28 protein-coding genes are annotated in these 26,346 nt (G+C 43.6%); 5 read left to right on the top strand and 23 right to left on the bottom strand.

The window, feature by feature from the left end:
• Positions 1–78 precede the first annotated feature (78 nt).
• The 11 genes from FX988_RS05085 to FX988_RS05135 form a co-directional block, all read right to left on the bottom strand.
• The gene (locus tag FX988_RS05085; RefSeq protein WP_160178625.1) at positions 79–1,428 is read right to left on the bottom strand and encodes a sigma 54-interacting transcriptional regulator; all 1,350 of its coding nucleotides are present in this window, start codon (positions 1,426–1,428) and stop codon (positions 79–81) included.
• Positions 1,425–2,027 carry a hypothetical protein gene (locus FX988_RS05090; RefSeq protein ID WP_160178626.1) on the bottom strand — a complete coding sequence of 201 codons (603 nt, stop codon included), beginning with the start codon at positions 2,025–2,027 and terminating at the stop codon, positions 1,425–1,427. The genes FX988_RS05085 and FX988_RS05090 overlap by 4 nt, the downstream gene beginning before the upstream one ends.
• A complete protein-coding gene (locus tag FX988_RS05095; RefSeq protein ID WP_160178627.1) occupies positions 2,027–3,430 on the bottom strand; it encodes a sensor histidine kinase in 1,404 nt (467 codons plus the stop codon). Before FX988_RS05095 ends, FX988_RS05090 begins: the two co-directional genes overlap by 1 nt.
• A gap of 115 nt (positions 3,431–3,545) precedes the next feature.
• A complete protein-coding gene (locus FX988_RS05100; protein ID WP_254700726.1) occupies positions 3,546–3,719 on the bottom strand; it encodes a hypothetical protein in 174 nt (57 codons plus the stop codon).
• A gap of 552 nt (positions 3,720–4,271) precedes the next feature.
• Positions 4,272–4,721: a TerB family tellurite resistance protein gene (locus tag FX988_RS05105; RefSeq protein WP_160178629.1), complete on the bottom strand. Its 450-nt coding sequence runs from the start codon at positions 4,719–4,721 to the stop codon at positions 4,272–4,274.
• A gap of 96 nt (positions 4,722–4,817) precedes the next feature.
• Positions 4,818–5,879 carry an ABC transporter ATP-binding protein gene (locus FX988_RS05110; protein WP_160178630.1) on the bottom strand — a complete coding sequence of 354 codons (1,062 nt, stop codon included), beginning with the start codon at positions 5,877–5,879 and terminating at the stop codon, positions 4,818–4,820.
• A 41-nt stretch (positions 5,880–5,920) separates the two neighbouring features.
• Positions 5,921–7,558, bottom strand: coding sequence for an ABC transporter permease (locus FX988_RS05115; protein WP_160178631.1), 1,638 nt, complete (start codon positions 7,556–7,558; stop codon positions 5,921–5,923).
• Positions 7,559–7,590: 32 nt separating this feature from the next.
• Positions 7,591–8,607, bottom strand: coding sequence for an extracellular solute-binding protein (locus tag FX988_RS05120; RefSeq protein WP_160178632.1), 1,017 nt, complete (start codon positions 8,605–8,607; stop codon positions 7,591–7,593).
• Between the two features lie 82 nt (positions 8,608–8,689).
• Complete coding sequence (locus FX988_RS05125; protein WP_160178633.1) at positions 8,690–9,151, bottom strand: GNAT family N-acetyltransferase; 462 nt, start codon at positions 9,149–9,151, stop codon at positions 8,690–8,692.
• Positions 9,152–9,186: 35 nt separating this feature from the next.
• Complete coding sequence (locus FX988_RS05130; protein WP_160178634.1) at positions 9,187–10,833, bottom strand: fused response regulator/phosphatase; 1,647 nt, start codon at positions 10,831–10,833, stop codon at positions 9,187–9,189.
• Positions 10,834–10,867: 34 nt separating this feature from the next.
• Positions 10,868–11,173, bottom strand: a complete 306-nt coding sequence (locus tag FX988_RS05135) for an STAS domain-containing protein (RefSeq protein ID WP_008302478.1) — start codon at positions 11,171–11,173, stop codon at positions 10,868–10,870.
• Positions 11,174–11,307: 134 nt separating this feature from the next.
• On the opposite strand from FX988_RS05135, the gene yciH reads away from it, so the two are divergent.
• The 3 genes from yciH (at position 11,308) to pheA (ending at position 13,878) form a co-directional block, all read left to right on the top strand.
• Positions 11,308–11,628 (top strand): stress response translation initiation inhibitor YciH, encoded by a 321-nt coding sequence (gene yciH, locus FX988_RS05140; protein ID WP_160178635.1) that lies wholly within the window; start codon positions 11,308–11,310, stop codon positions 11,626–11,628.
• A gap of 32 nt (positions 11,629–11,660) precedes the next feature.
• Entirely contained in the window at positions 11,661–12,461 is an 801-nt protein-coding gene (locus tag FX988_RS05145) for a response regulator (RefSeq protein WP_160178636.1), read from the top strand.
• Positions 12,462–12,678: 217 nt separating this feature from the next.
• Complete coding sequence (gene pheA / locus FX988_RS05150; protein ID WP_201751634.1) at positions 12,679–13,878, top strand: prephenate dehydratase; 1,200 nt, start codon at positions 12,679–12,681, stop codon at positions 13,876–13,878.
• Between the two features lie 57 nt (positions 13,879–13,935).
• Here pheA and FX988_RS05155 read toward each other — a convergent pair whose 3' ends face one another.
• The 3 genes from FX988_RS05155 to FX988_RS05165 are packed head-to-tail and all read right to left on the bottom strand — an operon-like array spanning position 13,936 to position 16,866.
• Entirely contained in the window at positions 13,936–14,604 is a 669-nt protein-coding gene (locus FX988_RS05155; RefSeq protein ID WP_160178637.1) for a YoaK family protein, read from the bottom strand.
• 31 nt (positions 14,605–14,635) lie between these two features.
• A complete protein-coding gene (gene tyrA / locus FX988_RS05160) occupies positions 14,636–15,763 on the bottom strand; it encodes a bifunctional chorismate mutase/prephenate dehydrogenase (RefSeq protein WP_160178638.1) in 1,128 nt (375 codons plus the stop codon).
• 11 nt (positions 15,764–15,774) lie between these two features.
• Positions 15,775–16,866: a 3-deoxy-7-phosphoheptulonate synthase gene (locus FX988_RS05165; protein ID WP_160178639.1), complete on the bottom strand. Its 1,092-nt coding sequence runs from the start codon at positions 16,864–16,866 to the stop codon at positions 15,775–15,777.
• A gap of 451 nt (positions 16,867–17,317) precedes the next feature.
• Between FX988_RS05165 and FX988_RS05170 the strand changes: the two genes are divergently transcribed.
• Positions 17,318–19,516 (top strand): M3 family metallopeptidase, encoded by a 2,199-nt coding sequence (locus FX988_RS05170; protein WP_160178640.1) that lies wholly within the window; start codon positions 17,318–17,320, stop codon positions 19,514–19,516.
• A 29-nt stretch (positions 19,517–19,545) separates the two neighbouring features.
• Here the strand turns inward: FX988_RS05170 and FX988_RS05175 are convergent, their stop codons facing one another.
• The 4 genes from FX988_RS05175 to soxR all read right to left on the bottom strand — a co-directional run bounded on the left by FX988_RS05175 (position 19,546) and on the right by soxR (position 22,441).
• On the bottom strand, positions 19,546–20,190 hold the full coding sequence (locus FX988_RS05175; protein WP_254700727.1) for a DNA-J related domain-containing protein: 645 nt from the start codon (positions 20,188–20,190) through the stop codon (positions 19,546–19,548).
• Positions 20,191–20,272: 82 nt separating this feature from the next.
• Positions 20,273–20,863: a sugar O-acetyltransferase gene (locus tag FX988_RS05180; RefSeq protein ID WP_160178641.1), complete on the bottom strand. Its 591-nt coding sequence runs from the start codon at positions 20,861–20,863 to the stop codon at positions 20,273–20,275.
• Positions 20,864–20,937: 74 nt separating this feature from the next.
• Positions 20,938–21,879 (bottom strand): 23S rRNA (adenine(1618)-N(6))-methyltransferase RlmF, encoded by a 942-nt coding sequence (gene rlmF, locus FX988_RS05185; RefSeq protein WP_160178642.1) that lies wholly within the window; start codon positions 21,877–21,879, stop codon positions 20,938–20,940.
• 100 nt (positions 21,880–21,979) lie between these two features.
• On the bottom strand, positions 21,980–22,441 hold the full coding sequence (gene soxR, locus FX988_RS05190) for a redox-sensitive transcriptional activator SoxR (RefSeq protein WP_160178643.1): 462 nt from the start codon (positions 22,439–22,441) through the stop codon (positions 21,980–21,982).
• Positions 22,442–22,530: 89 nt separating this feature from the next.
• On the opposite strand from soxR, the gene FX988_RS05195 reads away from it, so the two are divergent.
• Entirely contained in the window at positions 22,531–22,914 is a 384-nt protein-coding gene (locus tag FX988_RS05195; protein WP_160178644.1) for a VOC family protein, read from the top strand.
• Positions 22,915–22,982: 68 nt separating this feature from the next.
• On the opposite strand, the gene rplS is transcribed toward FX988_RS05195, so the two are convergent.
• The 5 genes from rplS to FX988_RS05220 all read right to left on the bottom strand — a co-directional run bounded on the left by rplS (position 22,983) and on the right by FX988_RS05220 (position 26,322).
• Positions 22,983–23,342, bottom strand: coding sequence for a 50S ribosomal protein L19 (rplS, locus tag FX988_RS05200; protein WP_007984071.1), 360 nt, complete (start codon positions 23,340–23,342; stop codon positions 22,983–22,985).
• Entirely contained in the window at positions 23,335–24,132 is a 798-nt protein-coding gene (gene trmD / locus FX988_RS05205; RefSeq protein ID WP_006994623.1) for a tRNA (guanosine(37)-N1)-methyltransferase TrmD, read from the bottom strand. The genes rplS and trmD overlap by 8 nt, the downstream gene beginning before the upstream one ends.
• A complete protein-coding gene (gene rimM, locus FX988_RS05210; RefSeq protein ID WP_160178645.1) occupies positions 24,132–24,662 on the bottom strand; it encodes a ribosome maturation factor RimM in 531 nt (176 codons plus the stop codon). The genes trmD and rimM overlap by 1 nt, the downstream gene beginning before the upstream one ends.
• A gap of 30 nt (positions 24,663–24,692) precedes the next feature.
• Positions 24,693–24,944, bottom strand: coding sequence for a 30S ribosomal protein S16 (gene rpsP / locus FX988_RS05215; protein WP_006994621.1), 252 nt, complete (start codon positions 24,942–24,944; stop codon positions 24,693–24,695).
• Between the two features lie 259 nt (positions 24,945–25,203).
• A complete protein-coding gene (locus FX988_RS05220; protein ID WP_160178646.1) occupies positions 25,204–26,322 on the bottom strand; it encodes an ABC transporter ATP-binding protein in 1,119 nt (372 codons plus the stop codon).
• Positions 26,323–26,346 lie beyond the last annotated feature (24 nt).

Raw genomic sequence — 26,346 nt, forward strand, 5'->3', positions numbered from 1 at the left:
CATTTTTACAAAAAAACGCGAATAAGATTATTATTCGCGTTTTTGATTTATTGCTGAACTTTTTGGGCTCAATAAGCGCTAATCATGCTTAAAATCCGTGGAATGCAAATCGTGCTTTTTCATTAGCTTGTGTAAATCAGTTCGGTTACGCCCGGCAATTTCAGCGGCACGCGTTACGTTGCCGTCTGTCATTTTCAATAGCTTAAGCAAGTAACTCTGCTCAAATGCGTCACGTGCTTCAGTGAGCGTTGGCCACTTTTGCTCTGAGCTAGACAAAGCTTGTTCTACAAGATGCACCGCAATAACAGAGGTTTGTGTTAATGCCACACATTGCTCAACCACATTGACTAATTGGCGTACGTTTCCTGGCCATAATTCAGTGGTTAACAATTGCATAGCATCATCTGAGAAACGACTTACGCGTACTTCATGCCGCTCAGCACTTTTCTTTAATAAGTAGCGCGCCAGCAACGGAATATCTTCGGAACGTTCACGTAGCGTAGGCAAGGTTAAGTTCACTACGTTTAAGCGATAATACAGATCCTCTCGGAAATTCCCTTCGCTCATTTCTGTAGACAAATTCTTGTGTGTCGCAGAGATAATTCGCACATCAACGGGGATTTGCTTGCTGCTCCCCACAGGTCGAATCACTTGCTCTTGCAATGCACGTAATAATTTTACCTGCAAAGGCGTTGGCATATCGCCAATTTCATCCAAAAATAAGGTACCGCCATCGGCTTCTCTGAACAAACCTTGATGCTCATTTACTGCACCGGTGAACGCACCTTTGGCGTGGCCGAACAATTCAGACTCTAAAAGGTTTTCCGGTAACGCACCGCAGTTTATTGCCACAAAAGGTTTGTTAGCACGTTTACTGGCTTTATGAATAGCATTGGCCAGCAGCTCTTTACCTGTACCACTTGCACCGCTGACTAAAACACTGACATCACGTTGTGCAACGCGATGGGCTTGATCAAGTAGTTGTTCCATTTGCATAGAACGCGTAATGATCTGTTCACGCCACGCGCCCGCTTGCGAGCCTTGACTTTGACTGACCGCTTTGGCTAATAAATCGCGTAGTTCTGTATGGTCAATCGGCTTAGTCAAAAAACCAAAGACCCCTCTTTGGGTTGCCTCTACCGCATCTTGAATGGTGCCATGGGCTGTCATCAATATCACGGGCAGGTCTTTGCCTAAAGACATAATCTCTTCAAACAGGCTCAAGCCGTCTAGCCCTGGCATTCTAAGGTCGCTCAATACCGCATCAAAGTTTTGGGTATTCATTAAGCGCAGGGCCTCTTTACCACCTTCTGCACTTTGCACACTGTAGCCTTCGCCTTCTAGGCGTATGGCCATTAATCGCAGTAAACTTTCATCGTCATCTACGAGTAATATTTGTGGCTTCAACGACGCTTCATTTTTAATCACTTAGGATCTCCTTTAGCGTTATCCATAATGGACGCTTCAATCTTTAATAATTGTTCAATTTGACTACGCTGTTCTTCAATTTGCTGTCTTTGTTGGTCAACTAAGGCTTGTTGTTCTTCGATTCGGGTTGATTGTCCACCGTTAATCTTACTTAGAGTCACCACGGCAGATTCCGACTCGAGTAAGACTTGACTTGGGTGATAGATCATCACACTGAGCATGTCTTGCATGCCGCCATCAAACTCTTTGATGAGACTCAATGCCCAAGATTGAGATCTAAGCTTATCTTGATACGGCGTGTCTTTACCTTGGCAAAGCAGTACCTTGCGCAACAAATCCTGTGGGCTATCACTGAGCAAAGCGATTTCAGCTTTGCGTTGTGCCCAAGTCATTTCATCCCCATCTAGCCAATAGTTAAGCCAATAAACAACATCACAATTTTGTTCAACAGAGGCTTCAGGGGTTTTATATAAACAGTAGTTTCTTTCATGGAGCACTTCTTGACGCTCAGCTGCAGTCTCGTTTTCAGGTATTAATTTACAACCGGCCAAACTCAAAACGACTAAGCTTATCCCTGCTTTTATTATTTTCGCTTTCATTATTTTTTCTCAGTTAGGGGGATAGAAACACGGAAACACACATCCGCGTAATCCACGTCTACAATTTCAACTTTACCTCGCATCATACGCGCACAATCGGCTACGATCGACAACCCCAGTCCAGATCCAATAATCCGGTCATTTCGTTTTCCTTCACCGCGATTAAATGGTTCAAATAAAATAGCTCGTTGCTCAGGTGATATTTTTTGCCCACGATTGGACACATCAAGCACCTGAACATGTTTCTCTTGATAAAGTTTGATATTGATTGGCCGCCCTTTACTACCATGAGCAATGGCATTTGATAACAAGTTATCCAAAATACGACGAAACAATTTCGCATCTGCATACACTTGGTTTAATTCTATTTTGGTATCTAATTCATGCTTGTTTTGTTGTAAGGCCAAGCGATTATCCGTAATAAACTCTTCCATCAACGTCGCCGTTTTTAACCATTGGAAATCAGGTTTTGCCTGTTGCAGCAGCAAATTGTAGTCAAGCAACTGCATGATCAGAGTGTTTAATCGATCCGTGCTGCTATTAAGCAACGACATCACTTCCATTTGCTGTTCCGTTAACTCTCCCACCACTTGCTCAGTTAATAATGAACAGCCCTCTTTGATACTAGCCAGCGGTGTTTTAAGCTCATGAGAAGCATGGCGTAGCAACGCGTGGCGAAGATGCTCTAATTGGGTTAACCGATCTGCAAGACGGTGTAACTTGCGCTCGACTAAAATAAGTTCTTTGGGCCCGGAGTTAGAGATTTCTGGCAGCTCATCTTCTTGTAGAGAGATAGCCTGAATAACATGCTCCAATTTACGAACAGGTCGCAAAATCAACTGACTACCAAAAATGATCAACATTAAACTGATACTGACCAACAAAGCAGTCAGCCAAGCTTGGGTCTGCTGCACAGAGCTGACATAGCCCTGTCGTTTTTTGATCCTGTCATCGAGCAACGAATCAACGCTTTGCCCTAATTCGGTTAATGCCCTACGGAATTCTGCAAGTTGTGCGTCCAGTAGTAATTGATCGCTTAACCTGTCATAGCTTCGAAACCAAGTTAAACGCTCAGAGAGAACATGACACTCTTGTGAGTTTTCTAACTGTACACATAAACTACCTAAGGCTTCTGTAAAACGCTCGACGTATTTGTCAGATAGCTCTTTCAATTCCGCTTTATCTAACACGTGGTACTGACGGATCAACCGTTCAATATCCACTGAAAAACTTTCAAGGCTATTTACTCGCCGAACCATAGCCACCGAAAACTCGGCTTCATTGGTAGCAATCTCCCCCATTCTTCCTAATGTTATTTGGCTGTGCCATAGCAGTACCACTAATGGCACCAGCACGAGTGCAAAGCTGACTAAAGTAAGCTGGCGTAACGATCCAAGCTGCATTGGCAATCCTAACAATCTAATCCTTCCTAATTGGCCAGCATAATAGCAAAAGGTGGTAACACTAGGCAGCAAATATCATGGTTTAACCTAATGCATAACAGATTTTCGACCTCGCTTAGTTCAAAGCGCTGCCATGGGATCGTCTAACGTGAACCGTGGTTAATTCATGACGGCTAATCAAACCATCACCATTAATATCAATACGGCTAAATGACTCAAGGATGATTGGATCGGCCACCGCCTCTTTTATCGATATCTCACCGTCGGCGTTTTTGTCCAGACGTTGCAAAATATCATCCTGTGGCTGAGATGGGATAGCTATAGCAAAACTACTTGAAACCGTAAGTAGGCAAGAAATGAATTTACAGAAAGCGCGTTTCATGAATGTTATATCCGCAGCACGAAGGCAAAATTGGGTTCGTTGAAAAAGATAAATAGCATCCTTGCCTTGCAATAAGCGCAACTCGTAAGTCTAGCTAAAAATGAACAAGAGCCATCAGTTGCAAACGCCATCGCAGCCAATAACAGTATTAGTGTCGACCCTTATTATTTTCACCATACCTGCTATCCATGCATCACTCCCGAGGAACCAGTCGAGAAAAGTACGATTACAACTTTAGTATTACAATATCTGAGCCAGTTTTATTTAAGCCTTTAAAATCAGTTTGTTACATTGAAAACAGGAGAATAGTTCGAGGAGCCAGTAAGATTAAATGTCGCGAATTAAAGACAAAAATAAGCATACTGTCAATGAGCGAGGGAAAACGCTGCAGAACTAGCGACTTGTGAGGGAATGCATTAACTTACAAGTGTATCCAATTAGACACACCATGCAAAAAGGTTACAACTCGCCGGCCGCAGCAAGTTTACTTTTAATGAATTGACTATGGGAAACATACAGAAGGTCAGCAACCCTTCTTATCATGTGTTCCTCTTCGGGATCCAGTACATCATCTGCGTAGGCTATTTCCCAAAGCGCATCGATAATGCCGCGGCGCTGATCTGGCGTGCAAGTATCATTGATAACCCGAGTAAATTGCGAAAAATCTACCGCTTGGGCGGCTTTATCTTTGGTCAAATCAAGTAGTTCACTCAATTGAGTGTCATCTAAGGTAAAACGTGTACGTAGGATATGTTCATAAGCGCTCTGTTCTTCTGCGCTAAAGTCACCATCGGCCCGCATTAATTCGTAAAGTAAAACTGCAGTGGCTACTTCTGGGTTGTTCCCCCGCCCTGTCTGTTTGTCTTGACGTGTCTTTTCTTCAAACCAATTTACTAACTTTGACAACATAACCACTTCTCTTTCATTTTTTAATTACCCTTATATCTAACGATTATTAAGCAGATTACAAGAGGGAATGAACAATGTATCGATAAACGGTCGCTCTTACGCGCTAAACATGACGAGATGCTTAAGATCTAAGCGGATGCCGATCCGTTCACCAAGAGCGTGGTCGTGGTGACTAGGAGCTAAGCAAAGCACAGTTGCCGTTGGATCATCATGCAAAGCAAGTTCATAGAGTATGTGTGCACCTTTAAATGCACGCGCCATGACCAACGCCACATTCGGACTATTGTCATCATGAACTATGTCATCTGGACGCACCAATACATCAATGTGTGTAGCACCTGCGAACTGTACTATTTGTTCTTGAGTGAGAGAAAAGACACCCAGCTTGGTTTTAAGGTGAATGTCGTCTGTGTTATCCGTCACCATAATTTGCCCGGGTAACAAGGTGCCTTGGCCAATGAAACCAGCGACAAATTTGTCTACAGGCCGGTGATACAACTGATATGCCGTTGCCCACTGTAACAAATGCCCCGCATTTAAGACCCCTATTTTATCAGCCATGGCAAAAGCTTCATGCTGATCATGAGTGACTAGCAGTGCACTCGTACCTGCTCGCTTTAGAATACGCCTAATATCTTGCGCTAAGTCTTCGCGTAGCTCAGCATCTAAACTTGAAAACGGCTCATCAAGCAATAATAGATCAGGTCTGACCGCCAGCGCACGCGCAAGGGCCACCCTTTGTTGTTGACCGCCTGATAAGGCGTGAGTGAAGCGTTCACCTATATCAGGCAAGCCCACTAAGCTAAGTAGTTCATCAACCCGTTGAGCCTTTTCTTTGGCGCTACTGAGATGTAATCCAAACGCAATATTTTGCGCTACGTTTAAGTGTGGAAACAGGGCAAAGTCCTGAAAGACAACGGCGACTTTGCGCTTATCCGGTGCGATATGCGTATCTACACTGGCAACCTGTGCACCTCTTAGGGCAATCTCTCCTCGGGTAACAGGTTCAAACCCCGCAATTGCTCGCAAAATAGACGTTTTTCCGCATCCTGATGGTCCCAATAAGCAGCCTATTTCTCCAGAGTTGAGCGAGAAAGTCACCTCATTCACCACCGTTTTATTGTCGTAGGCAATACTGATATTGTTCAAATCAAGCATATGGTTCCACCTTCATAACAGCGCACTCTCATTTACCTTTGTCACCGATTTTGACCTGACTCAAGTGCTCTGGTTAATAATATAACCGGTAATATTCCAACCAATACTATGGCTATTGCCGGAACCGCCGCATCTTGAAGCCGCTCTTCTGAGGCCAGCTCAAATGTTCTTACTGCTAACGTATTAAAATTAAAGGGGCGCAGAATGAGTGTAGCGGGCAGTTCTTTTAATACATCGACAAAAACCAGCAATAGAGCACTGAGTACGCTAGCGCGTAGCAAGGGTATGTGAACAGTTTTTAACACAGCAAAAGAGGACAACCCCATGGAGCGTGCCGCGTCATCCATACTTGGTTTGATGCGTTGTAATCCAGCTTCAACATTGTGTAATGCGACTGCCAAAAAGCGCACAGAGTAAGCCAGAAGTAGCGCAACTAATGTACCTGAAAATATCAAGCCAACACTGATATCAAACAGCGATTCGCTAAGCGCATTCAAAGCATCATCTGCGGCGCTTAACATCAGCATTGCGCCAATAGCAATTACTGTACCTGGTATCGCATAACCCAAACTCGCTATTTGCACCTGAGAATTGAGTAACCAGTGGCTACGTAAACGCTTCGCGTAAGCAAACAACAATGCTAAACCAACAGCAATCAACGCAGCGCTTGCTGCTAAGTAAAAGCTATTCCAAATCAAATCGATAAAGCTCTTATCAATTTGCGTGGCCGCACGTTCTGCTGCCCAAATTAACAATTGCGCACAAGGAATAATAAACCCTAAAGATACTGGCAACAAACAAGCAATCACAGCCCACACTGCGGCTCCCGGCGTCAAAGTTAAGCGTTTAGCGCTATTTTGCTTTTGGCCTTGATGAAAGTAGCGTAAGCGACGACGAGAGTTTTTTTCAATCAACAAAAGTACCAGCACAAAACTGGTTAGCACGGCAGCTAATTGCGCCGCCCCAATAGCATTTCCTAGACCGTTCCAAGTACGAAAAATACCCGTGGTAAAGGTACTAATACCAAAATATTGCACGGTGCCATAGTCTGCAAAAGCTTCCATCATAGCCAATGCAGTACCGGTTAAAATGGCCGGACGAGCTAGCGGAAAAGCAACTTTACGAAAGTAACCAAAGCCGCTAACGCCCATGCTACGGCTTGCTTCATAAAAGCTAGCTGATTGCTCTGAAAATGCCGTGCGCGCTAACATGTACACGTAAGGATAAAGCACCAGTGATAACATCAATATTGCACCGCCTACTGAACGCACATCAGGAAACCAATAATCATGATATGTCCAGTTGAAGGTCGCGCGCAGGTGTGTTTGTAATGGCCCAGCCACATCCAACATACCAGTATAGGTATACGCTAGAATGTAGGCAGGCATTGCCATAGGTAGCAGAATAAGCCACTGTAACGTGCCACGCCCAGCAAACTCGTAGCGAGCCACCAGCCAAGCTAAGCTTGTACCTAGCAATAGCGTCAGTCCACCCACACTAAAGGCTATCAGTAATGAATGATAAACATAGTCATTAAGCACTGTGGCAAACAGGTGCTGCCACAAGTCTTTTTGGGGAATAAAAACGCTGGTAAAAATTAATAAAACCGGCACTGCCAAGAGTAAACTAAAGACAGTGACGGCCCATAACCACGGCTCTCGCCAAGGACTAATTTTCAAAAGAGAACAGATCGGTAAAGTATACTATCGGGCTATTTCCAACCTGCTTTATCCATCAAAATCACTGCTTGACGGTTTAATTCGCCCACTTTAGCAAGATCCACATCTTCGGCTTTAAAGTCACCGAATGTTGTCAACACTTCACTTTGCTCAACATCAGCGCGTAAGGGGTACTCATGATTCGTTTTTGCATACCACTCTTGGGACTCTTCCTGCAGCATGAAACTGACTAGCTTTTGCGCTGCGGCGGCATTAGGAGCGTGCTTCGTTATGGCTGCACCAGAAATATTGACGTGGGCGCCACGATCTTGTTGATTCGGCCATACCACTTTGACCTTGCTGGCCGTTTCTCGCGTAGCGTCGTCTCCATCACTGGCCATACCGGCTAAATAGTAGGTGTTGGCAATGGCGATATCACACTGACCTGCCACAACGGCTTTAATTTGGTCGCGATCTCCACCTTTGGGCGTGCGCGCGAAATTCTTAACAAAATCATTTAACCAAGCTTGAGTTTTCTCTTCACCAAGCTGAGCAATCATAGCGGCCACCATGGACTGGTTATAAATATTGCTTGAGGAACGGATACAGATTCTACCACGCCATTGTTCATCGGCTAAGTCTTCCATACGAGACAACTGGCTGACATCAACGCGCTCAGGGGCTACCATAAAAGGCCGCGCTCTTAAGGTAAAACCAACCCAGTTGCTATCTGGGTCAATATAGTTTTGCGCAATCAATCCTTTAAACGCATCTGTTTCAATCGCTTGAGTTAGACCTTGCTCTTTTGCACGGTATAGTCGACCTACATCTGTGGTAATTAAGATATCCGCCGGGCTGTACTTCCCTTCACTTTTAAGGCGGGTTATAAGCGCATCGGCTTTGCCGGTAACAAGGTTAACAGATATACCCGTATCAGAACTAAACTTATCGAGCAACGGCTTGATAAGCGCCTCTTTTCGCGCGGAATACACATTAACTTCTTGCGCAGTTGCAAAAGCACTAACGGAAACACAACTGACTAAACCGACTAATTTAAGAAAACGTTTCAAACCTATATCCTGTTCTAAATACTATTTATCGAATGCGTGACAGCCTAAATCAATTGAGAATAATTATCAATTAGGTAGTGTTTTATTGACTTTCAAACATAAGGTAATGACTTTCACCCATGTCTAACGCCTCATAAGTGCGTTGGGCAACCAGATTTTCCCGCTCAACGTAAAGACGGTAGCCACACACATTACCAGCTTCATCGCCAAGTGCCCGCACCTTACCATATAGAGCACTATAAAGCCCTTTACGGCGAAATTGCGGCACAATATAAACACTTTGTACCCACCAAAATTCGCTGTTTCGCCAATCACTCCACTCGGTTGTGACCATCAAGCTACCAACCACTTGCTCGTCAATTTCAGCGACCAGATAAAAGCCTTTGCTTGCATCATTAATTAGGTTGCTTACCCCCAACGTTAGCACATCACTATCGAGTTGCTTACCTTCGGTTTCGTCAGCCATTAATTGGTTGAAATTAACCAAAGATTCAATATCGCTCACTTGCGCTTTTCTGATAATGGTTTGTAAGTTCTTTTGCATATCCTGCCTTTTTAGCTTATCCGTGAAACATCACATTATACGTTAAACATCACTTCGACCGCGTTGCCAGCATCTAAATACCGCACGCTATCTGTTAACTCTGCCACTAACTGTATACCACGTCCAAAACAATCCTCTAAACTGGCTTGTTTTAAGCGAAGCTGATAATCAAACCCTGGTCCAGAATCCCGCACCAGAATAATTAAACTACGCTTAACGGGCTCAAATGTCAGGGTCATGGTGATTTCTGCCTGACTTAACTGGGCGAGACGCTGCATGCGCAAATCAAAATAGGTTTCAAAGCCATCTGGGGAATGCTTTAACCCTGAATCTAGTTTTAAAACCCCGTGATCTAAGGCGTTGTTATACAACTCGCTCACAACAGTAAATAAACGAGCATGCAGGGCGTACATGCCAGTCTGGCTACATACCATGTTCACCACACTTTGCACAGGATCGCCCTCTTTAATAGCGCTAGCGTCTAATTCAAAGGTCAAATGGAAAGGGATGGGGGCAATGGTTTGCTGGTGCTCCAAAGCCAAAAGGGATTGACACGTATAGGAAACACACGTTAAGTCATCCGAAGGGTTGGTATTTTGACTAAATTGCGTAATGCGTTCAAATAACTCTGTGACCGTCACATTTGCTTGCGCGGCAACCCAATGTTCAATTTGTTTTTCACTAAGCATATTTTGCTCAGGATCCATGATTTCTATCACGCCATCTGAAAAAGCCAGTAAACGGTCACCTAGGGTACTTTGATAGCGCTGTATTTCTTTACCCATTTCATCGGCCTCTAATATGCCTAACGCCATATGCTGTGATGAGAACCGCTCGACCACTTCCCCTTGCGCATTGAATAGCAATAGGTCAGGCATGCCACTATTCCATATTTCCAAGCGAGTTCCACAAAGACTCACATGCACGATCGCTGCGGCAAAAAACATATCACCAGGCAGCAACTTTAATAAGGTTTCGTTTAGCGTCGCGGCCATTTCAAATACTGATAATCCCTTACTTGCCATCGCATGAAAAGCCTGAGAAACCGGCAACGCACCGATAGCGGCAGCAAGGCCATGGCCGGTAAAGTCACCGACTAAATAATAGAGCCCACCACTAGGGCCTGCACTAAACAATAGTAAGTCACCATTAAAATCTGTTGCGGGAAGTAACTTAAAATCTAAGTAGGGTAACAACTTGGCGTCATTCGTTACTGCATTACCGAAAATATGCTCAACAATTTTATGTTCGCGCTCCACTGCGTTGCGATAAAATTTCAATTGCTGATTTTGTTCAAATGACTTTTTACTTAATTCCCGAGTGCGTGCATGGGCACTTATTTTCGCCGCCAAAATAGTTTTGTTAAAGGGTTTGGCAACGAAATCGTCGCCCCCCACATCAAGGCAACGCACCAGACTGTCTTCGTCATCCAATGCGGTAATAAAAATAATGGGTAGATAGATTTCATCTGTTTGAGCCTTGAGCAATGGCGCCACTTCAAAGCCGCTCATGTCTTCCATCATCACATCAAGTAACACCAGCTCAGGCTGAATGCGCTTCGCTAACGACAGTGCTTCGTGACCACTTTCTGCTTCATAGCAATCTAGATAACCATTCTGTTCTAGCATGTGCACTAATAAGAAACGGTTTAAGGAGTCATCATCAACAATAAGTATACGCATAATTAGGCGAACCACCGCTTAGCTAGCAAGCAAACTAGCTGATTTCAAATTTTTTATCGAAGCGTGCAATTTGTAAAATTTTAAGCACTTGCGGGCGGGTATTAGTAATTTTAAAAGTAGACACTTTACCTGATAACAGCTTTTGCATGTTCAATAACATACCCAATGCTGAGCTATCCATGTACGCTGTTTTGTGTAAGTCGATTGTTACCTCTTCCACGTCTTCAATATCAGTTGAAAAGGCCACGCGAAAATCCTGCACTTTACCAAAATCAAATACTTCATCAGCGACCACCGTTAATTGCTTTTTGTCAGCTGAAAATTTTCGTTCCAAACTCATGCTTTACTCCATAAAACTGCGCTTAGTTGCTCTTACATTAAATAGCAGTTTGCGCATTTTGCCTATAAACATCACCGCTTTTTTAATAGAATCACATTTTTATTTTCATCTTCCAAGCTAAAGCGATAGACAACATGAGCCAAGATAATCTTGTATATAGTACAGATGGTGGTCGAATTGCCCCTAAAAAAGCGCAGCCTTCACGTCCACAAACAGACGGTATTATCCGTATCCGCAGAGAAACAAAAGGTCGCAAGGGAAAAGGGGTAACGACCCTGAGCGGTATGGACATGGATGCAGCCCAGATCAAAACCTTGTGTTCTGAATTAAAGAAAATGTGCGGTACAGGCGGCGCAGTAAAAGACGGCGTGATTGAAATTCAAGGTGATAACAGAGACAAAATAAAACAAGCTTTAGAAAAGCGCGGCTACACTGTAAAGCTAGCTGGTGGTTAATCCGCTAAATCAATTCCCAATAAAGGTTTACCATGCAAAAAATATTGTTAGCAGACTTAAGTATTATTTTAGTCGAGCCATCGGATACCCAACGAAAAATTATCAGTACATTGCTGCACAAAGAAAACGTCGAAAACGTGACTGCCGTCAGCAATGTTAAAGAAGCCATAGAAACCATCAATAAACATGGGGCTGACTTGGTTGTAAGTTCTATGTACCTTGAAGATGGCACCGGCGTAGATATTTTAAAATCAATTAAAAACTCGCCTGAACATTGTTCCATTCCCTTTATGTTGGTTTCATCTGAAAACCGGCCAGAAAAGCTTGAAGAGTTTAAACAAGCGGGCGTGGCCGCTATGCTGCCCAAACCGTTTAGCACCGAGAATCTTTCTCGCGCGTTAAAAGCCTCATTAGATCTGATTAACACCGAAGAATTAGACTTAGATTTATTTGATGTTCGCCAGGTGCGTGTTTTATTGGTAGATGACAGTAAACTAGCTCGAAACCATATTAAGCGTGTTTTACAGGGGTTGGGTATCGAACAGATAATTGAAGCGGAAAATGGCGCTTCAGCGCTCACTAAGCTCAAAGAACACACATTCGATTTAGTGATAACGGATTACAACATGCCAGAAATGGATGGGAGAGAATTATCCGAGTTCATCCGTTTTAACAGTGAAACGTCACATATTCCCATTATTATGGTAACGTCAGAATCTGTAAACAGCTTGCATATGGCCAATATTCACCAGACTGGCGTGAATGCACTGTGTGATAAACCCTTTGAAGTGGAACAAGTTAAGATGTTACTTATCTCCCTTTTAGAGGAGTAGATAGCGCTAGGAAACTTACACTTTTAGCCTGTTTATAGAAAATATCTACGCTAAAGGCTATTTTAGCATAAGGTAAAGATTGACATTGGGCGCTTGAGTTAATAGATTCGAAAGCCCAGTGTATTCAACTGATAATAGTTTCAGCGCGCCAAGCCTGTGTTAAATCATTTATATACAAAGAACTTATGCCTTACCTAAAAGGCTTTTTAACCTATTTATGGAAGTGAGTAAAATGTCGGTCGTGGAGCTAGATAAATTAAGAGAACAAATTACCTCAATTGATCAGCAGTTACTTAAACTGCTCGCTGAGCGTCAGCAGTGCACTAATCAGGTGGCTGAAACCAAAATTACCCATCATATTCCGGTAAGAGATCACAAACGCGAAGAACAGCTTTTAGTTAGCTTGATTAAGCGCGGCCAAGGACATGGACTTGATGCCCATTACGTTACCCAATTATTTCATGTAATCATTGAAGATTCGGTATTGAACCAGCAAGCGTTGTTGGCGCAACGAGCAAACCCTGGTAGTAGTTTACCACTCAACCGTGTGGCATTTTTAGGAGACAAAGGCTCGTACAGTTACTTAGCGACACAGAAGTATTTTTCTCGTCGCCCAGGTGAATTATTAGAAATTGGTTGCCAAAGTTTTGGTGAAATCATTAAAAAGGTGGAAACCAACGAAGCTGATTATGCGGTGCTGCCCATTGAAAATACTTCATCAGGCAGTATCAACGAAGTCTATGACCAGTTACAGCATACTCATTTGTCGATTATTGGTGAACTCACTCACCCTATTAAACATGCGTTACTAGTAAGTAAAAATACTGACGTACATCGTATTAAAACCTTATATGCACACCCTCAAGTATTTGCCCAGTGTAGCCACTTTTTAGCCGAATTAGGCAATGTTGAAGTGATTACGTGTGATGCCACATCTACAGCAATGATGACAGTGAATGAACTACAAAGTGAATCAGTTGCCGCAATTGGTAGTGAAGCTGGCGGGGCGCTATATGGCTTACATGCTATAAAGTCGAACCTAGCCAATCAAAAAGAAAACCACAGCCGTTTCTTCGTTGTAGCCCGCCAGCCGGTCAATGTGCCTTTGCAAGTACCAGCCAAAACAACACTAGTGATGTCAACAGTGCAAAAATCGGGGGCATTAGTAGAAGCACTGATGGTGCTTAAAAGTAACAACATCAATATGACGAAATTGGAATCAAGACCGATTACTGGTAACCCATGGGAAGAGATGTTTTATCTCGATGTGGAAGGCAACATTCAAGATGGGCCGATGCAAGTGGCACTTGAAGAGCTAAAAAACACCACACGATATTTTAAAGTATTGGGTTGCTATCCAAATGATGAAATAAACCCGACTAAAATTGCGGCTGTTAATGCTCTCAAAGAAGAATAACTAACAGTGTAGTTCACCTCCAAGGTGAGTCTATTTGAGATAAAGAAGGCGCTTTTTTTAGCGCCTTCTTTTCATTCTGTTGCGATAAACACGATAGCTAAGCGCCAATGCAAAGCATAAGAATGCAGGCATCAATAAGGCGTTGAACCCAAAATAACTAAATAAATTCGCACCTATTACACCACCACTTATAAAACCGGTAATCAGCAATAAAAAAAGTACTGCTTTGCGCTTATCAAAATGCTTTTTCCGTAAACGTTCACCTAACATGATCCCCAAATCGGTGAAAATTCCCGTCATATGCGTAGTACGTACAATCGCGCCACTGTATGTTGTCGCCAACGCATTTTGTAAACCGCATGCGGCAGACGCGACATAATGCCCTGCTGGGTAATTATCTTGAAGCAACCAAATTGACACTATTAACAGACAACCTTCGGTGACAAGTAACAAGTCATAATGACGAGACAATTTAAGCGTACGATTACGTAAAAAGAAGCCAGAAAATGCGGCCCCTAATACAAAGCTGAGCAAAATGGTGAGAAGATGAAGTGATTCAGCTAATGGCGCGCGCGTTAGGCTTGCGCCTACGAGTGTTGCTGTGCCTGATAAATGCGATATCGCTTGATGGGTAAATCCTAATAACCCCACAGCATTAACACTACCAGCAATCAACGCCAATATGAAAGCCCCGTACTCTACCCACCTTGGTAACCGTGAAATCATGAAATTATCGTTATTTTTGATTAGGTGCGCATTACTCGCTTATGGTTCGATCATCGTTGGCTTTGAGCAGCAATTTTTTACTGTCCACCAAAGATTGCTTCGAATAATCACCAAACCACGCGCCTACTTTGAAGAACAGTTTGATAAACGCGCCTTTGTCACCTTTTTTGAGCATGTCCAATGCGTTATCGAAGGTATCTCTAAAACTGGTCAGAACAGCAATACTGTCTTTATTATTGAAGATAATGTCAGTGTACAAGGCAGGGTCTTGTGCGAACAAACGCCCCACCATAGCAAGCTCAAGTCGGTATATTGGAGAACTGAGTGAAATAAGACGATCAAGGGACGGGTTTTCAGTCAGTAAATGTGCGCCAAATACATAACTTGAAAAGTGACGCATGACCTGAATAAACACCATTGAATCATCGTGTTCTTGAGCGTCAGTTTCTTGCAGCGCCGCTCCCCACACTCGCATTTGTTGTAGCAACCATTGATACTTATCTTCTTCACGGCCATGACAAACCACCACGACTTGTTTAACCATACTAGACACATCAGGGCCAAACATAGGGTGTAATCCCACTACAGGCCCCTTGTGGGTATTTAACATTGCGTTCAGTGGGACCGCCTTGGTACTGGTGATATCTGCTAAAATGCAACTTTCAGGGAGGTTATCCAGCCTAGCGATAATGTGTTCAGTCAACTTAATCGGCACTGCCACGAGTACCAAACTCGCGGTAGCGAACATTTCATCCGCTTTAGGCCAATCGTTTTGCTCAAGAATATCAACCTTGTAACCGCTTCTAGTGAACATATCGACAAAAATACGCCCAAGCGCCCCGGCCCCACCGATAACGACAATATTTTCTACCTCAGGAGCACAGCACATGTAGCGCTTATTTTGGGTATGATACGACTCACGCATAATACGGCGTAACAAATCCTCTACCAACGCGGGGGGCACGCCCATCGCTTTTGCTTGCTCGCAGCGCTGTTCAATCAGTTCAGCTTCACGAGCGGGCACATATACAGGTAAACCAACCTTGCTTTTATACATACCAACTTGTTCGGTCAGCGCTGCACGCTTGGCTAAGAGTGCAACTAATTCTGAATCGACAGAATCAATTTGGTCACGTAGTTTTTCTAGTTCGGTTGGCATTCACGTTCCTTCTAATTCGGGCTGTTCATTTTATTTAATCGCAAAGGCAATACAGTAATAAGTTTATCACGCATATGGTTGATTAACTCATCTGTTGCTTCCCAATTAATGCACCCATCGGTAATCGAAACACCATATTCTAATTCGCTAGGCGTTTTACCTTTGTTGCTTTGATTACCCGCGTTTAAATGACTTTCCAGCATAATACCAATAACTGACTGGTTTCCGCCCAATATTTGATTCACTACATTTTGTGCGACCAACGGCTGACGGCGATAATCTTTACTTGAATTCGCATGGCTACAATCAACCACTAACCCAGCGCTTAACTTAGCAGCGCGCATTTCTTCTTCGCAGTCCGCGACACAAACAGAATCATAATTCGGTTGTTTACCACCACGTAAAATAATATGCCCATCTGGATTGCCCTGGGTTTGAATAACGCTAACTTGGCCTTCACCGTTAATGCCCATAAAACTATGGCCTGATGCAGCTGACTGCAACGCATTAATCGCTATGCCTAAGCTGCCGTCAGTACCATTTTTAAAGCCAACCGGCATGGATAAGCCACTGGCCATTTCACGGTGAGTCTGAGATTCGGACGTACGCGCACCGATAGCAGACCAGCTAAATAGCTCAGCTAAATATTGAGGGCTAATGGGGTCGAGCGCTTCAGTCGCTACAGGAATCTCAAGCTCCGCTAACCATATCAATAGTTCTCGCGCTTTACGTAACCCAGTTTCAATATCAAATGTGTCGTTAATATGTGGGTCATTGATTAGGCCTTTCCAACCAACGGTAGTACGTGGTTTTTCAAAATAAACACGCATAACAATGTACAGCGTATCTTTACATGATTCATGTAGCTCTTTGAGTTTAAGGGCATACTCTTTAGCAGCTTCAATATCGTGAATGGAGCATGGCCCACTTATGACTAAGAAACGATGGTCTCGGCGGTGAATGATATCGGAGATAATTTTTCGTGAAGACTGGATCACAGACAAGGCATGATCGGTAACAGGAAGTTCATTTTTCAAGGCTTCAGGGGTTATCAGTACCTGTTCTGAGGTAACGTTAATATTGTTAATGTTGTCGCGTAACATAATCTTGACTCACATAAGTAAAAAATAAATTAAAACTGCTTAGCAGTCCTTCTAGAAATAACACGTTCAAAGCAAGCGGCCGATTAAATGTAAACATATAATTACAACTGCAAATTAACTTTTTATGTAATTTAATTGACTTTTTAACAGTTGCTAATTTTTTTCGCAAGAATTAATTAATTTATTCGTGTTTTCGCTCAAAATACGCGCGAAATACCCCATTAAAAAGACACTAACATCACCAAGGTTTATAGTTGCGTATCAAAGTCCAAGACCGCACATCAACGCTTACACTTTGTTAATAGAGTATAGGTCAACAAATTTGCGGTCATGTAGCAGATCGCGATAGTCTTTAGTATTACCTACGCATTATCTTCGCAGGTAAGTGACATCAAAATAAACAACATCGAACGACAATATAGTCGTCAAAGTATTTAATTCAGGGATCCTTATGAAAAAAGCAGCACTCAGCCCCATTGCAATGGCTGTTATGCTTGCCGCGTGTCAACCTGACACCTCAAGCCAAGCAAACATAGACCAAACTCAACAACAAAAAATTTCTCAACAAATCGACAATATCGAAAAAAATAATCCGTTATTAGCCGAGTCAAACGCACCGTTCGGGGTACCCGAATTTGCAAAAATAAAAATTGAACATTTTGAGCCCGCATTTGAATTCGCCATAGTCAAAAACAAACAACAAATCGACGATATTGCCAATTCAAACGAGCTTCCTACGTTCGAAAATACCATCGAAGCCATGGAAAAATCAGGCCTGGCGCTGAATCATGTGTCGACGGTTTTTTATGCGCTAAACGGTACCGATACCTCCAAAGAAATGCAGAGCATTGCCAAGAGAATGTCCCCTCGTTTATCAGCGTTAAATGATGATATTTATCTTAATGCCAAGCTTTTTGCACGGGTAAAAGCCGTGTATGAGAAAAAAGACCAACTGGACTTACGCACTGATCAACAAACGCTACTCGACGATAGCTACCAATCATTTGTGCGTGGTGGCGCTAATTTAAATGATGCAGATAAAGCGACACTACGTGACTTGAACAGCCAATTGTCAAAGTTATCTGTGCAGTTTGGCGAGAATTTACTTGCTGAAACCAACGCATTTGAATTGGTTATTGACAACAAAGAGGACCTAGCAGGGTTACCTGACGATATTGTTGCCGCAGCTGCCGTTACTGCTACCGAACGTGGTCACGACGGTAAATGGGTATTTACCACCCATCGCCCAAGCAAAAATCCATTTTTAACCTATGCCGACAATCGTGAATTACGTAAGGCTTTGTACGAAGGTTATATTCAGCGTGGTGACAATGACAACGCAAACGACAATAAGAAATTAGCGTCTAAGATTGCTTCACTTCGTTATCAAAAAGCACAATTGCTTGGATATAAAACCTACGCGAATTTCGTACTCGAAAAGGCTATGGCTAAAACCCCTGAAAATGTCTATGGCTTACTTGACCAAGTTTGGCCGGCAGCATTAGCCCAAGCTAAAAAAGAAGTAGCCGATATGCAGGAGATGATTAATGCTGAAGGTGGCGACTTTACCCTAGCCGCCTATGATTGGTGGTATTACGCGGAAAAAATTCGCAAAGCCCGTTACGACTTAGATGCAGAGCAAACTAAACCGTATTTTTCTCTTGATGCTACCCGAGAAGGTGTTTTTTACACGGCCGAAAAACTATGGGGCGTCACGTTCAAAGAGCGTGACGATATTCCTAAATACCACCCAGATGTGCGCACTTTTGAAGTATTCGATAAAGATGGGGAAAGTATCGGCGTATACATGACCGACTACTACGTGCGTGAAAGTAAGCGTGGCGGTGCATGGATGAACTCTTACCGTAAACAGCAAAAGATGTTTGGCGAGAATGTTAAACCCATCATTTATAATGTGCTTAACTACCCTCGCCCTGTGGGAGATGCCCCAGTGCTATTGACGTTTGACCAAGCATCAACATTGTTCCATGAATTCGGTCATGCCATACAAGGCTTGTTGTCAGACGGATACTATCAATCACAGACTGGTACTTCTCTGCCTCGCGACTACGTAGAGTACCCCTCACAGGTCATGGAAAACTGGATGATGGAACCGGAAGTACTCGCTCAATTTGCCAAACACTACCAAACTGGCGAGGTTATCCCACAAGCCTTAATTGAAAAAATTCAAGCGGCCGGTAAATTCAACCAAGGCTTTGCCACGACAGAATATATGGCGGCCGCGCTATTAGATATGAAATGGCATACCCTTGAAACGGCTACTGAACAAGATGCAGACGCGTTCGAAAAAGCCGCCATGGACGAGATTGGCTTAATACCTGAAATTACCCCTAGATATCGCACAGGTTATTTCTCGCATATCTTCTCCGGTGGTTACGCGTCTGGTTATTACGGCTACATCTGGTCAAATATTTATGACGCCGATACGTGGCAAGTGTTTAGCCAAAACGGTATCTTCGATCAAGATACTGCCAACGGCTATCGTAAGCATGTGCTTGAAACGGGTGGCACAGAGGATCCTATGATTATGTATCGTCGTTTTAGAGGACAAGATCCTAAAGTATGGCCGTTACTTGAGCGCCGAGGATTGCTTTCAGATGAACAGTTAAAAGCGATGAAAGAACAGTAATTGTTTACCGACGTCGTACCAAGCCCTGCTTAGCAGGGCTTTTTTATGGCAGGTAAACGTCTATTTTGGCAAATATAGGCGTAAGCTGCCTGTATGGATTGCGCAGCCTCGGTATCTCCTCCTTTGTCTGGGTGATTCTGATGAATTAATCTTAGATATTGGCGTTTCACTTCTTTTAGCTGGGCGTTAATCCCTAAACCAAGACGCGCGTAACTCTCTTCAAGTTGCTTTTGATCGATCTTTGCTTTCGCACCTAAGCCATACTCAACTGCGAAGAATTGCTGCCAAAAACCGCTAAGTAAGCTATTCACGTTCGCTGCTGAGGTATTAATTAAATTATCCCAGTCCAGATAATACTCAGCTAACGGTTCGCTTTTTGTCAGGCCTTGTGCATTCATTTTCTCTTGGTATGGCAGAGGTAGAATATTCAGAGTGTGAATATCGATATCCCCAATACGCTCTTTTTGCCAAATTTGCCGTAACTGATACAAGCCATTGAACAATACGAAATGATTCTGAAATAAGCTTAATGAGTCAGTGAAATTTAATGAAGAAAAAGTGTGATCGGTTAGCGTCTTTGAAGCCTCACCTACCTGCTGAGAACACGACTTATCAGTGGCCTGTAAGCACCGTAGTAAATCATATTCACATATGCCCGTAGGATGGCGGAGCAAGATCGTCTCAAGTGTACTGAGCAGTGATCGAGCATATATCGGTTTTTCGTGAATAGTAAGTGGAGAAATCACCTATGTTTTACTACTCGACATTAGCGGGTGTTGAAGGCTCATTGTCAATTTTACGGATCGCTACAGCCGGAACACCAGCGACCACAGTATCCGCCGCTACATCTTTGTTGACTACAGCACCCGCTGCGATAACGGCGTTGTTCCCTATAGTGACACCATCTAAAATTTTTGCGCCCATACCAATCCACACACTGTTGCCAATGGTAATGGGTCTTGCTGTTTCAAGACCTTTATTGCGCCTTTTCGCATCAAGAGGATGAGACGCTGTAGAAATGAGCACACCAGGGGCAAGCATCACATCATCGCCAAAGGTAACGGGGGCAGCATCTAAAATGACTACATTGTGATTAGCATAAAAGTTTCGCCCCATGCGAATATTGTAGCCGTAGTCACAATAGAACGTTGGCTCTATCCAAGCATTAGGTGACTCAGCAAACAGATTCTGCAAGGCTTTCATGGCTGACTTACGCTGCGTTTCAGGCGCTTGATTAAACTGCTGACATGCCGCCTTTGCTGCCGCTCTATCCCGTTGTAAAACTTTATTACTCGGAAAATACAGTTCGCCTCGCAGCATTTTTTCTTTTTCGGTTAACGTGTCCATTTTGCTCCTACTTGTACTGTATTGCACTCTTTTAAAAGACGTTTCTCGTTATGTTCAGTGCTTGAGGCGCTACTTCACTCTGCGCTAGCTTGCGTATTATTATCACTAAAAGACCACGCCACAAAGCGACTTATTTTTTGTCCTTGGCCCATATCGACTTGAATAAACTTTTTCGCACCAACGTACTTCACGCTGGATTCAATCGCTTTTAAATGGGCACTTTTTGACACTAAACATGTAAACCAACCCACTTGATGCTGAACATCCACACTTTGGCTGATCATACGTTGGATAAACGCTAGCTCTCCCCCTTCGCACCAAAGTTCATTGTTTTTCCCTGCAAAGTTCAGTTCACTTCCCTTTGCGGCTGACATTTTACCTCTCCTACCATGTCTTTGCTTACTGCGCTCAAGTCCCAACATCTTGCGCTGGCTCCCTGTGGCAGCATCTCGCGCAGATTTATGAAATGGCGGATTGCACAAACTAAAGGTGAAATGTTCATCTGGCTGAATGACACTAGCAAAAATATTATTTTTACTGTGCTGTTTACGCACTACCAACAGAGGTTTCAATCTTGCGTTATTATTGATGAGTGTGTTTGCAGAACTTAACGCAACATCGTCAATGTCGCTGCCTACAAAACGCCAGCCGTAAGACTGGCTGCCAATGATAGGGTAAATTGCGTTGGCCCCCACGCCTACGTCCAATCCGCTAATTTTGCTACCGGTCGGGGGTTTACCATTGTTCTCTTTTGATAAGAGATCCGCTATGCCATGTATATAATCTGCACGCCCTGGTACCGGAGGGCATAAATAACCCGCTGGTATGTCCCACATGCTCATCCCATAATAATGTATAAGCAACGCCGCATTCAGGGCTTTAACTGCGTCAGCTTTAGCAAAATCAATACTTTGCTGGCCGCTTTTTGCACGAATAAGATGCGTGCGCAGTGCTGGGTAACTTTGGCATAATTTATCCATAGGATAACCATTGCGATGTAGATTACGCGGATGCATGGCAGAACCTTTTTTCCGTCGCACGTTTGTGCGTTATTTTGCTTTGCTTTACAGCCAATTTGTTCTGCCTTTGTGTCGTTAATTTTATGATTTTAGTGCGCTATTTGTGCAAGATAGGCGTGTCGCCAAGTAAATATCTCGCCCCCGGCCCTTTCACTGCAATTTTATCTTCCTTATTGTACAGGCGACATTTATCTAAAGACAGGCAGCCACACCCAATACACCCAGCCAATGAGGATTTAAGTTCGGTTAATTGTACGATGCGCTGCTCAATCCGCTGATTAAAAACCTGGCTTAATTTCGCCCAATCAGACTTAGTCGGTGTTCGCTTGTCGGGCAAAGTATGCAAGAGTTGCCGTATTTCATCCAAGCTATAACCCATATTTTGGGCAATAAGAATAAATGAGACCCGGCGGATCACCGACCGAGGAAACACTCGGCTACCGCCTGGTGTGCGAATAAATGGAATGAGCTGTTCGTTTGCATAATAGCGGATCAAGGAAACGGCGTTCCCTGTGCGCTTTGCCACAAAACCGATACTCACTAATGGTTCTTGAGACATAAAAATATAAATTTCTTCTTGATCTAAAGTTAACTTTAGATATTAAGCTGTCGCCATACAATAATCCAGTCAATAAAAAAGGAAATAATATGCGCCCAGCAATGTTTGAACACGTTAATTTAACCGTCACTGACCCGGACAAAACTGCCGAAGTACTTTGTCATTTATTCAACTGGCATGTTCGCTGGTCAGGGCCAGCAAAGGATGAGGGCTACACAGTGCATGTGGGCTCTGAGGCCGCCTATTTAGCCTTGTATAAACCGAAGCACCTGATAGACGCTGACATAGATCACCGTAATCTAGGCAAAGTGAATCACCTTGGGATTTTGGTCAATGAATTAGATGCGGTAGAGAAAGCAGTCATCGCACTCGGCTTTAAAACGTTTAACCACGGTGATTATGAACCAGGAAGACGCTTTTACTTTATGCTCAGTGAAAGTATTGAAGCGGAAGTAGTGAGTTACTCGAGTTAAGAAACAGGCAGTAAAAAGCCCGCAAGATGCGGGCTTTTTGATAAGTTAACGGTAACGCAAAATTAATATTAGTTAAGCTTTTCTTTGATACGTGCAGAACGACCTGAACGGTCACGCAAGTAATAAAGCTTAGCACGACGAACATCGCCACGACGTTTCACAGCAATTGAACTAATTGCAGGGCTGTGGGTTTGGAACGTACGCTCAACACCTTCGCCGCTAGAAATCTTACGAACTGTAAAAGCAGAGTGTAGGCCACGGTTACGTTTAGCGATTACAACGCCTTCGTATGCCTGAAGACGCTCTTTCTCGCCTTCTTTAACGCGTACTTGAACAACAACTGTATCACCAGGGCCAAATGCAGGAACGTCAGTTTTTAACTGAGCTTCTTCAATGCGCTTGATGATATCTTGATTGACTTTACTCATCATATCCTCTCATCCCAGAATAACTGCCATTTTGCTGCAACAACTCTTGCTGATATTCATCTAACAAACGTTGCTGCTCCTCAGTCAGAGCTAGGTCGTTTAATAATTCAGGGCGTCGTTGCCAGGTTCTACCTAGCGACTGTTTATCACGCCACTGTTTGATTTTTTGGTGATCACCACTCAACAACACAGAAGGAACCGATTGGCCGTTCAAGTTTTCTGGCCGTGTATAGTGCGGACAATCTAGCAAACCGTCGCTAAACGAATCTTGCTCAGCAGATTGTGCGTGCCCTAATACACCGGGTACCAGTCTTGCGACCGCATCCATTAAAATCATCGCAGGTAGTTCACCACCACTGAGAATGTAGTCACCAACAGACCATTCTTCGTCTATTTCGGCTTCTATTACTCTCTCGTCGATACCTTCGTAGCGACCAGCGACTAGAATCACACTTTCATTTTCAGAAAGCTGCTTCACACCACGTTGAGTTAACGTTTTCCCCTGAGGTGAGAGATAAATCACCTTAGTTTTTTTCTCGGCAGCCTGTTTTGCTGCACGAATAGCGTCTAATAACGGCTGAACCATCATCAGCATTCCGGGACCACCACCGTATGGTCGGTCGTCTACAGTACGATGTTTGTCATGAGTAAAATCTCTTGGATTAAAGAAATCTACTTTCAACTTACCGCTTTTTACAGCTCGCCCTGTTACGCCCTGTTCGGTAAAAGTCTGAAACATTTCGGGAAACAGACTCACTACCCCAAACCAACGCTGTGTATCTGAACTCATTAAAAGCTCGGATCCCAGTCAACCTGAATGGTTTTCGCCTCACGGTCCACTTGCTTAACGACTTGGTCGATTAAATAAGGCACCATGCGTTCTTTTTGACCGAAAGCATCTTTCAAATTGGCTTTGATTAACATAACGTCATTCGCGCCCGTTTCGAATAATTCTTTCACGACACCTAAGTTATAACCCTGTTCGGTTACTACCTGCATGCCGACTAACTCTCTCCAATAAAATTCATCACCATCTAACTGAGGTAGCTGTTGAGCTTTAATTGAAATATTGAGATTCTTGATACTTTCAGCATCATCTCGCGTTTCAACCCCAACCAGTTTGGCAACCAATCCCTTATTGTGGGTTCGCCATTGGTCAACGACGATTTCTTTAGCATTCCCTTCTTGGCCCACAAGCCAAGGGGTATAACTAAAGATACCGTCTAATTCATCGGTATATGATGTGATCTTGACCCAACCTTTAACACCGTAAGGTGCACCGATTTTGCCCATCACTAATGTGTCAGACGCGTGACTCATTTATACCTCAATCTTGCTTCGCAATTGCAATTAAGCAGCTGCTTTTTGTGCATCTTTAACCAAGCGAGCAACGCGGTCAGAAAGGCCTGCGCCATTTCCTACCCAATGCTCTACGCGATCTAGATCAAGACGCAAACGCTCTTCTTGACCTTGTGCTGTAGGATTAAAGAAACCGATGTTTTCAATAAAACGACCATCGCGTGAACGACGGCTGTCAGCAACCACTACTTGATAAAATGGACGCTTTTTCGCGCCACCACGCTGTAAACGAATAGTAACCATATTTGCCTCAAACTCGTTGTAGCGTTAACGTTAACTTATGTCCTTTTTAACTATCTAACGATTTACTGCTAGATAAAAGGACGCCGTATTGTACGGATTTTAGGCTTGATTGCAAGCCCAGTTAGCAAAGAATAGGCGATTGATTTATCAGGATAATATTTTAGCTAAACACTGAATACGCCGAACTCAGGTGAGTTAGGTCTTTACATAAAGCAAGATGCCCTAATAAGTGTGTAACTTATTTAACTGTTACAGTAATTTACAGGGAAATACGCTCTTGGTTTTCATCAAACAGCAATGCGTCTTCTAGCGCGAACGTTAAGTACACGCGCTGACCTATACCAATTGAACGATTATCTACCACCACTACTGACTCCATATCACCGCTGCCATGTGAGCTGCTATTTTTGCTCAGTGGGGCATCGTTGGGAGCAAGGTACAGGTATTGTGTATCCCCTAAATACTCAACTCTACTCACTTGCATGCTTAATCCGTGAGCAATAAAATCTAATGAAACGCAAAATGCTCTGGGTCGTATTCCTACAATGAGTGTTTTATGGTGCAAGGCTTCTGGTAGCTCGCATCTCAGCTGGTATTCTATCTGATTGATTAGCTGCAACCCCTGCGCATCTGCTAGACCATCAAAAACGTTGATTCTCGGCTCCCCAAAGAAACGAGCAACGTACAAATTTTTCGGAAAACGATAAAGGTTTTCAGGTGTATCAAACTGTTCAACACCGCGCTGACTGAGTAGCATAATGCGTTGCGCTAACGCCATAGCTTCGTGCTGATCATGAGTCACAAACAATGTGGTGGTGGCCAAATTTTTGTGAAGCTCTTTGAGCTGGTGACGCATTTGCACCCTTAAAGCAGGGTCAAGGTTGGAAAACGGCTCGTCGAATAAAAATACTTGAGGGGATGACAGCATGGCTCGACCTATTGCAACACGCTGGCGTTGACCGCCAGATAATTGCCGAGGAAACCGTTTGAGCAGATCTAGAATCCCTAAGCGCTCAGCAACTTGCTCTACTGCGTGTTTAATGTTCGAACGTTCAACCTTTTCGGCATACAAGGCATAACCTAAGTTATCAGCCACGCTTAAATGCGGAAATAGAGCATAGTTTTGAAATACCATTCCCACATTGCGCTGCTGACTCGCTAGGTGATCAACGGACTGTGAGTCAAACAATATCGCCCCTTGAGTCAGTGTCTCCAGCCCTGCGATAAGCCTAAGTAAAGTTGACTTTCCTACGCCTGAAGGCCCCACAATGGCCACAAACTCACCCACGGCAAATTCAGCTGATAGCGGAGGCAAACGAAATCGGTTCGTTGTACTTGCTAAAACAGTTGAAACGTTTTGTAAGCTAATTTGACTCATCAGTAACAACCACCCGCCTGTGAA

Origin of the sequence: Paraglaciecola mesophila (assembly GCF_009906955.1) — a bacterium.
Lineage (GTDB): Bacteria > Pseudomonadota > Gammaproteobacteria > Enterobacterales > Alteromonadaceae > Paraglaciecola > Paraglaciecola mesophila_A.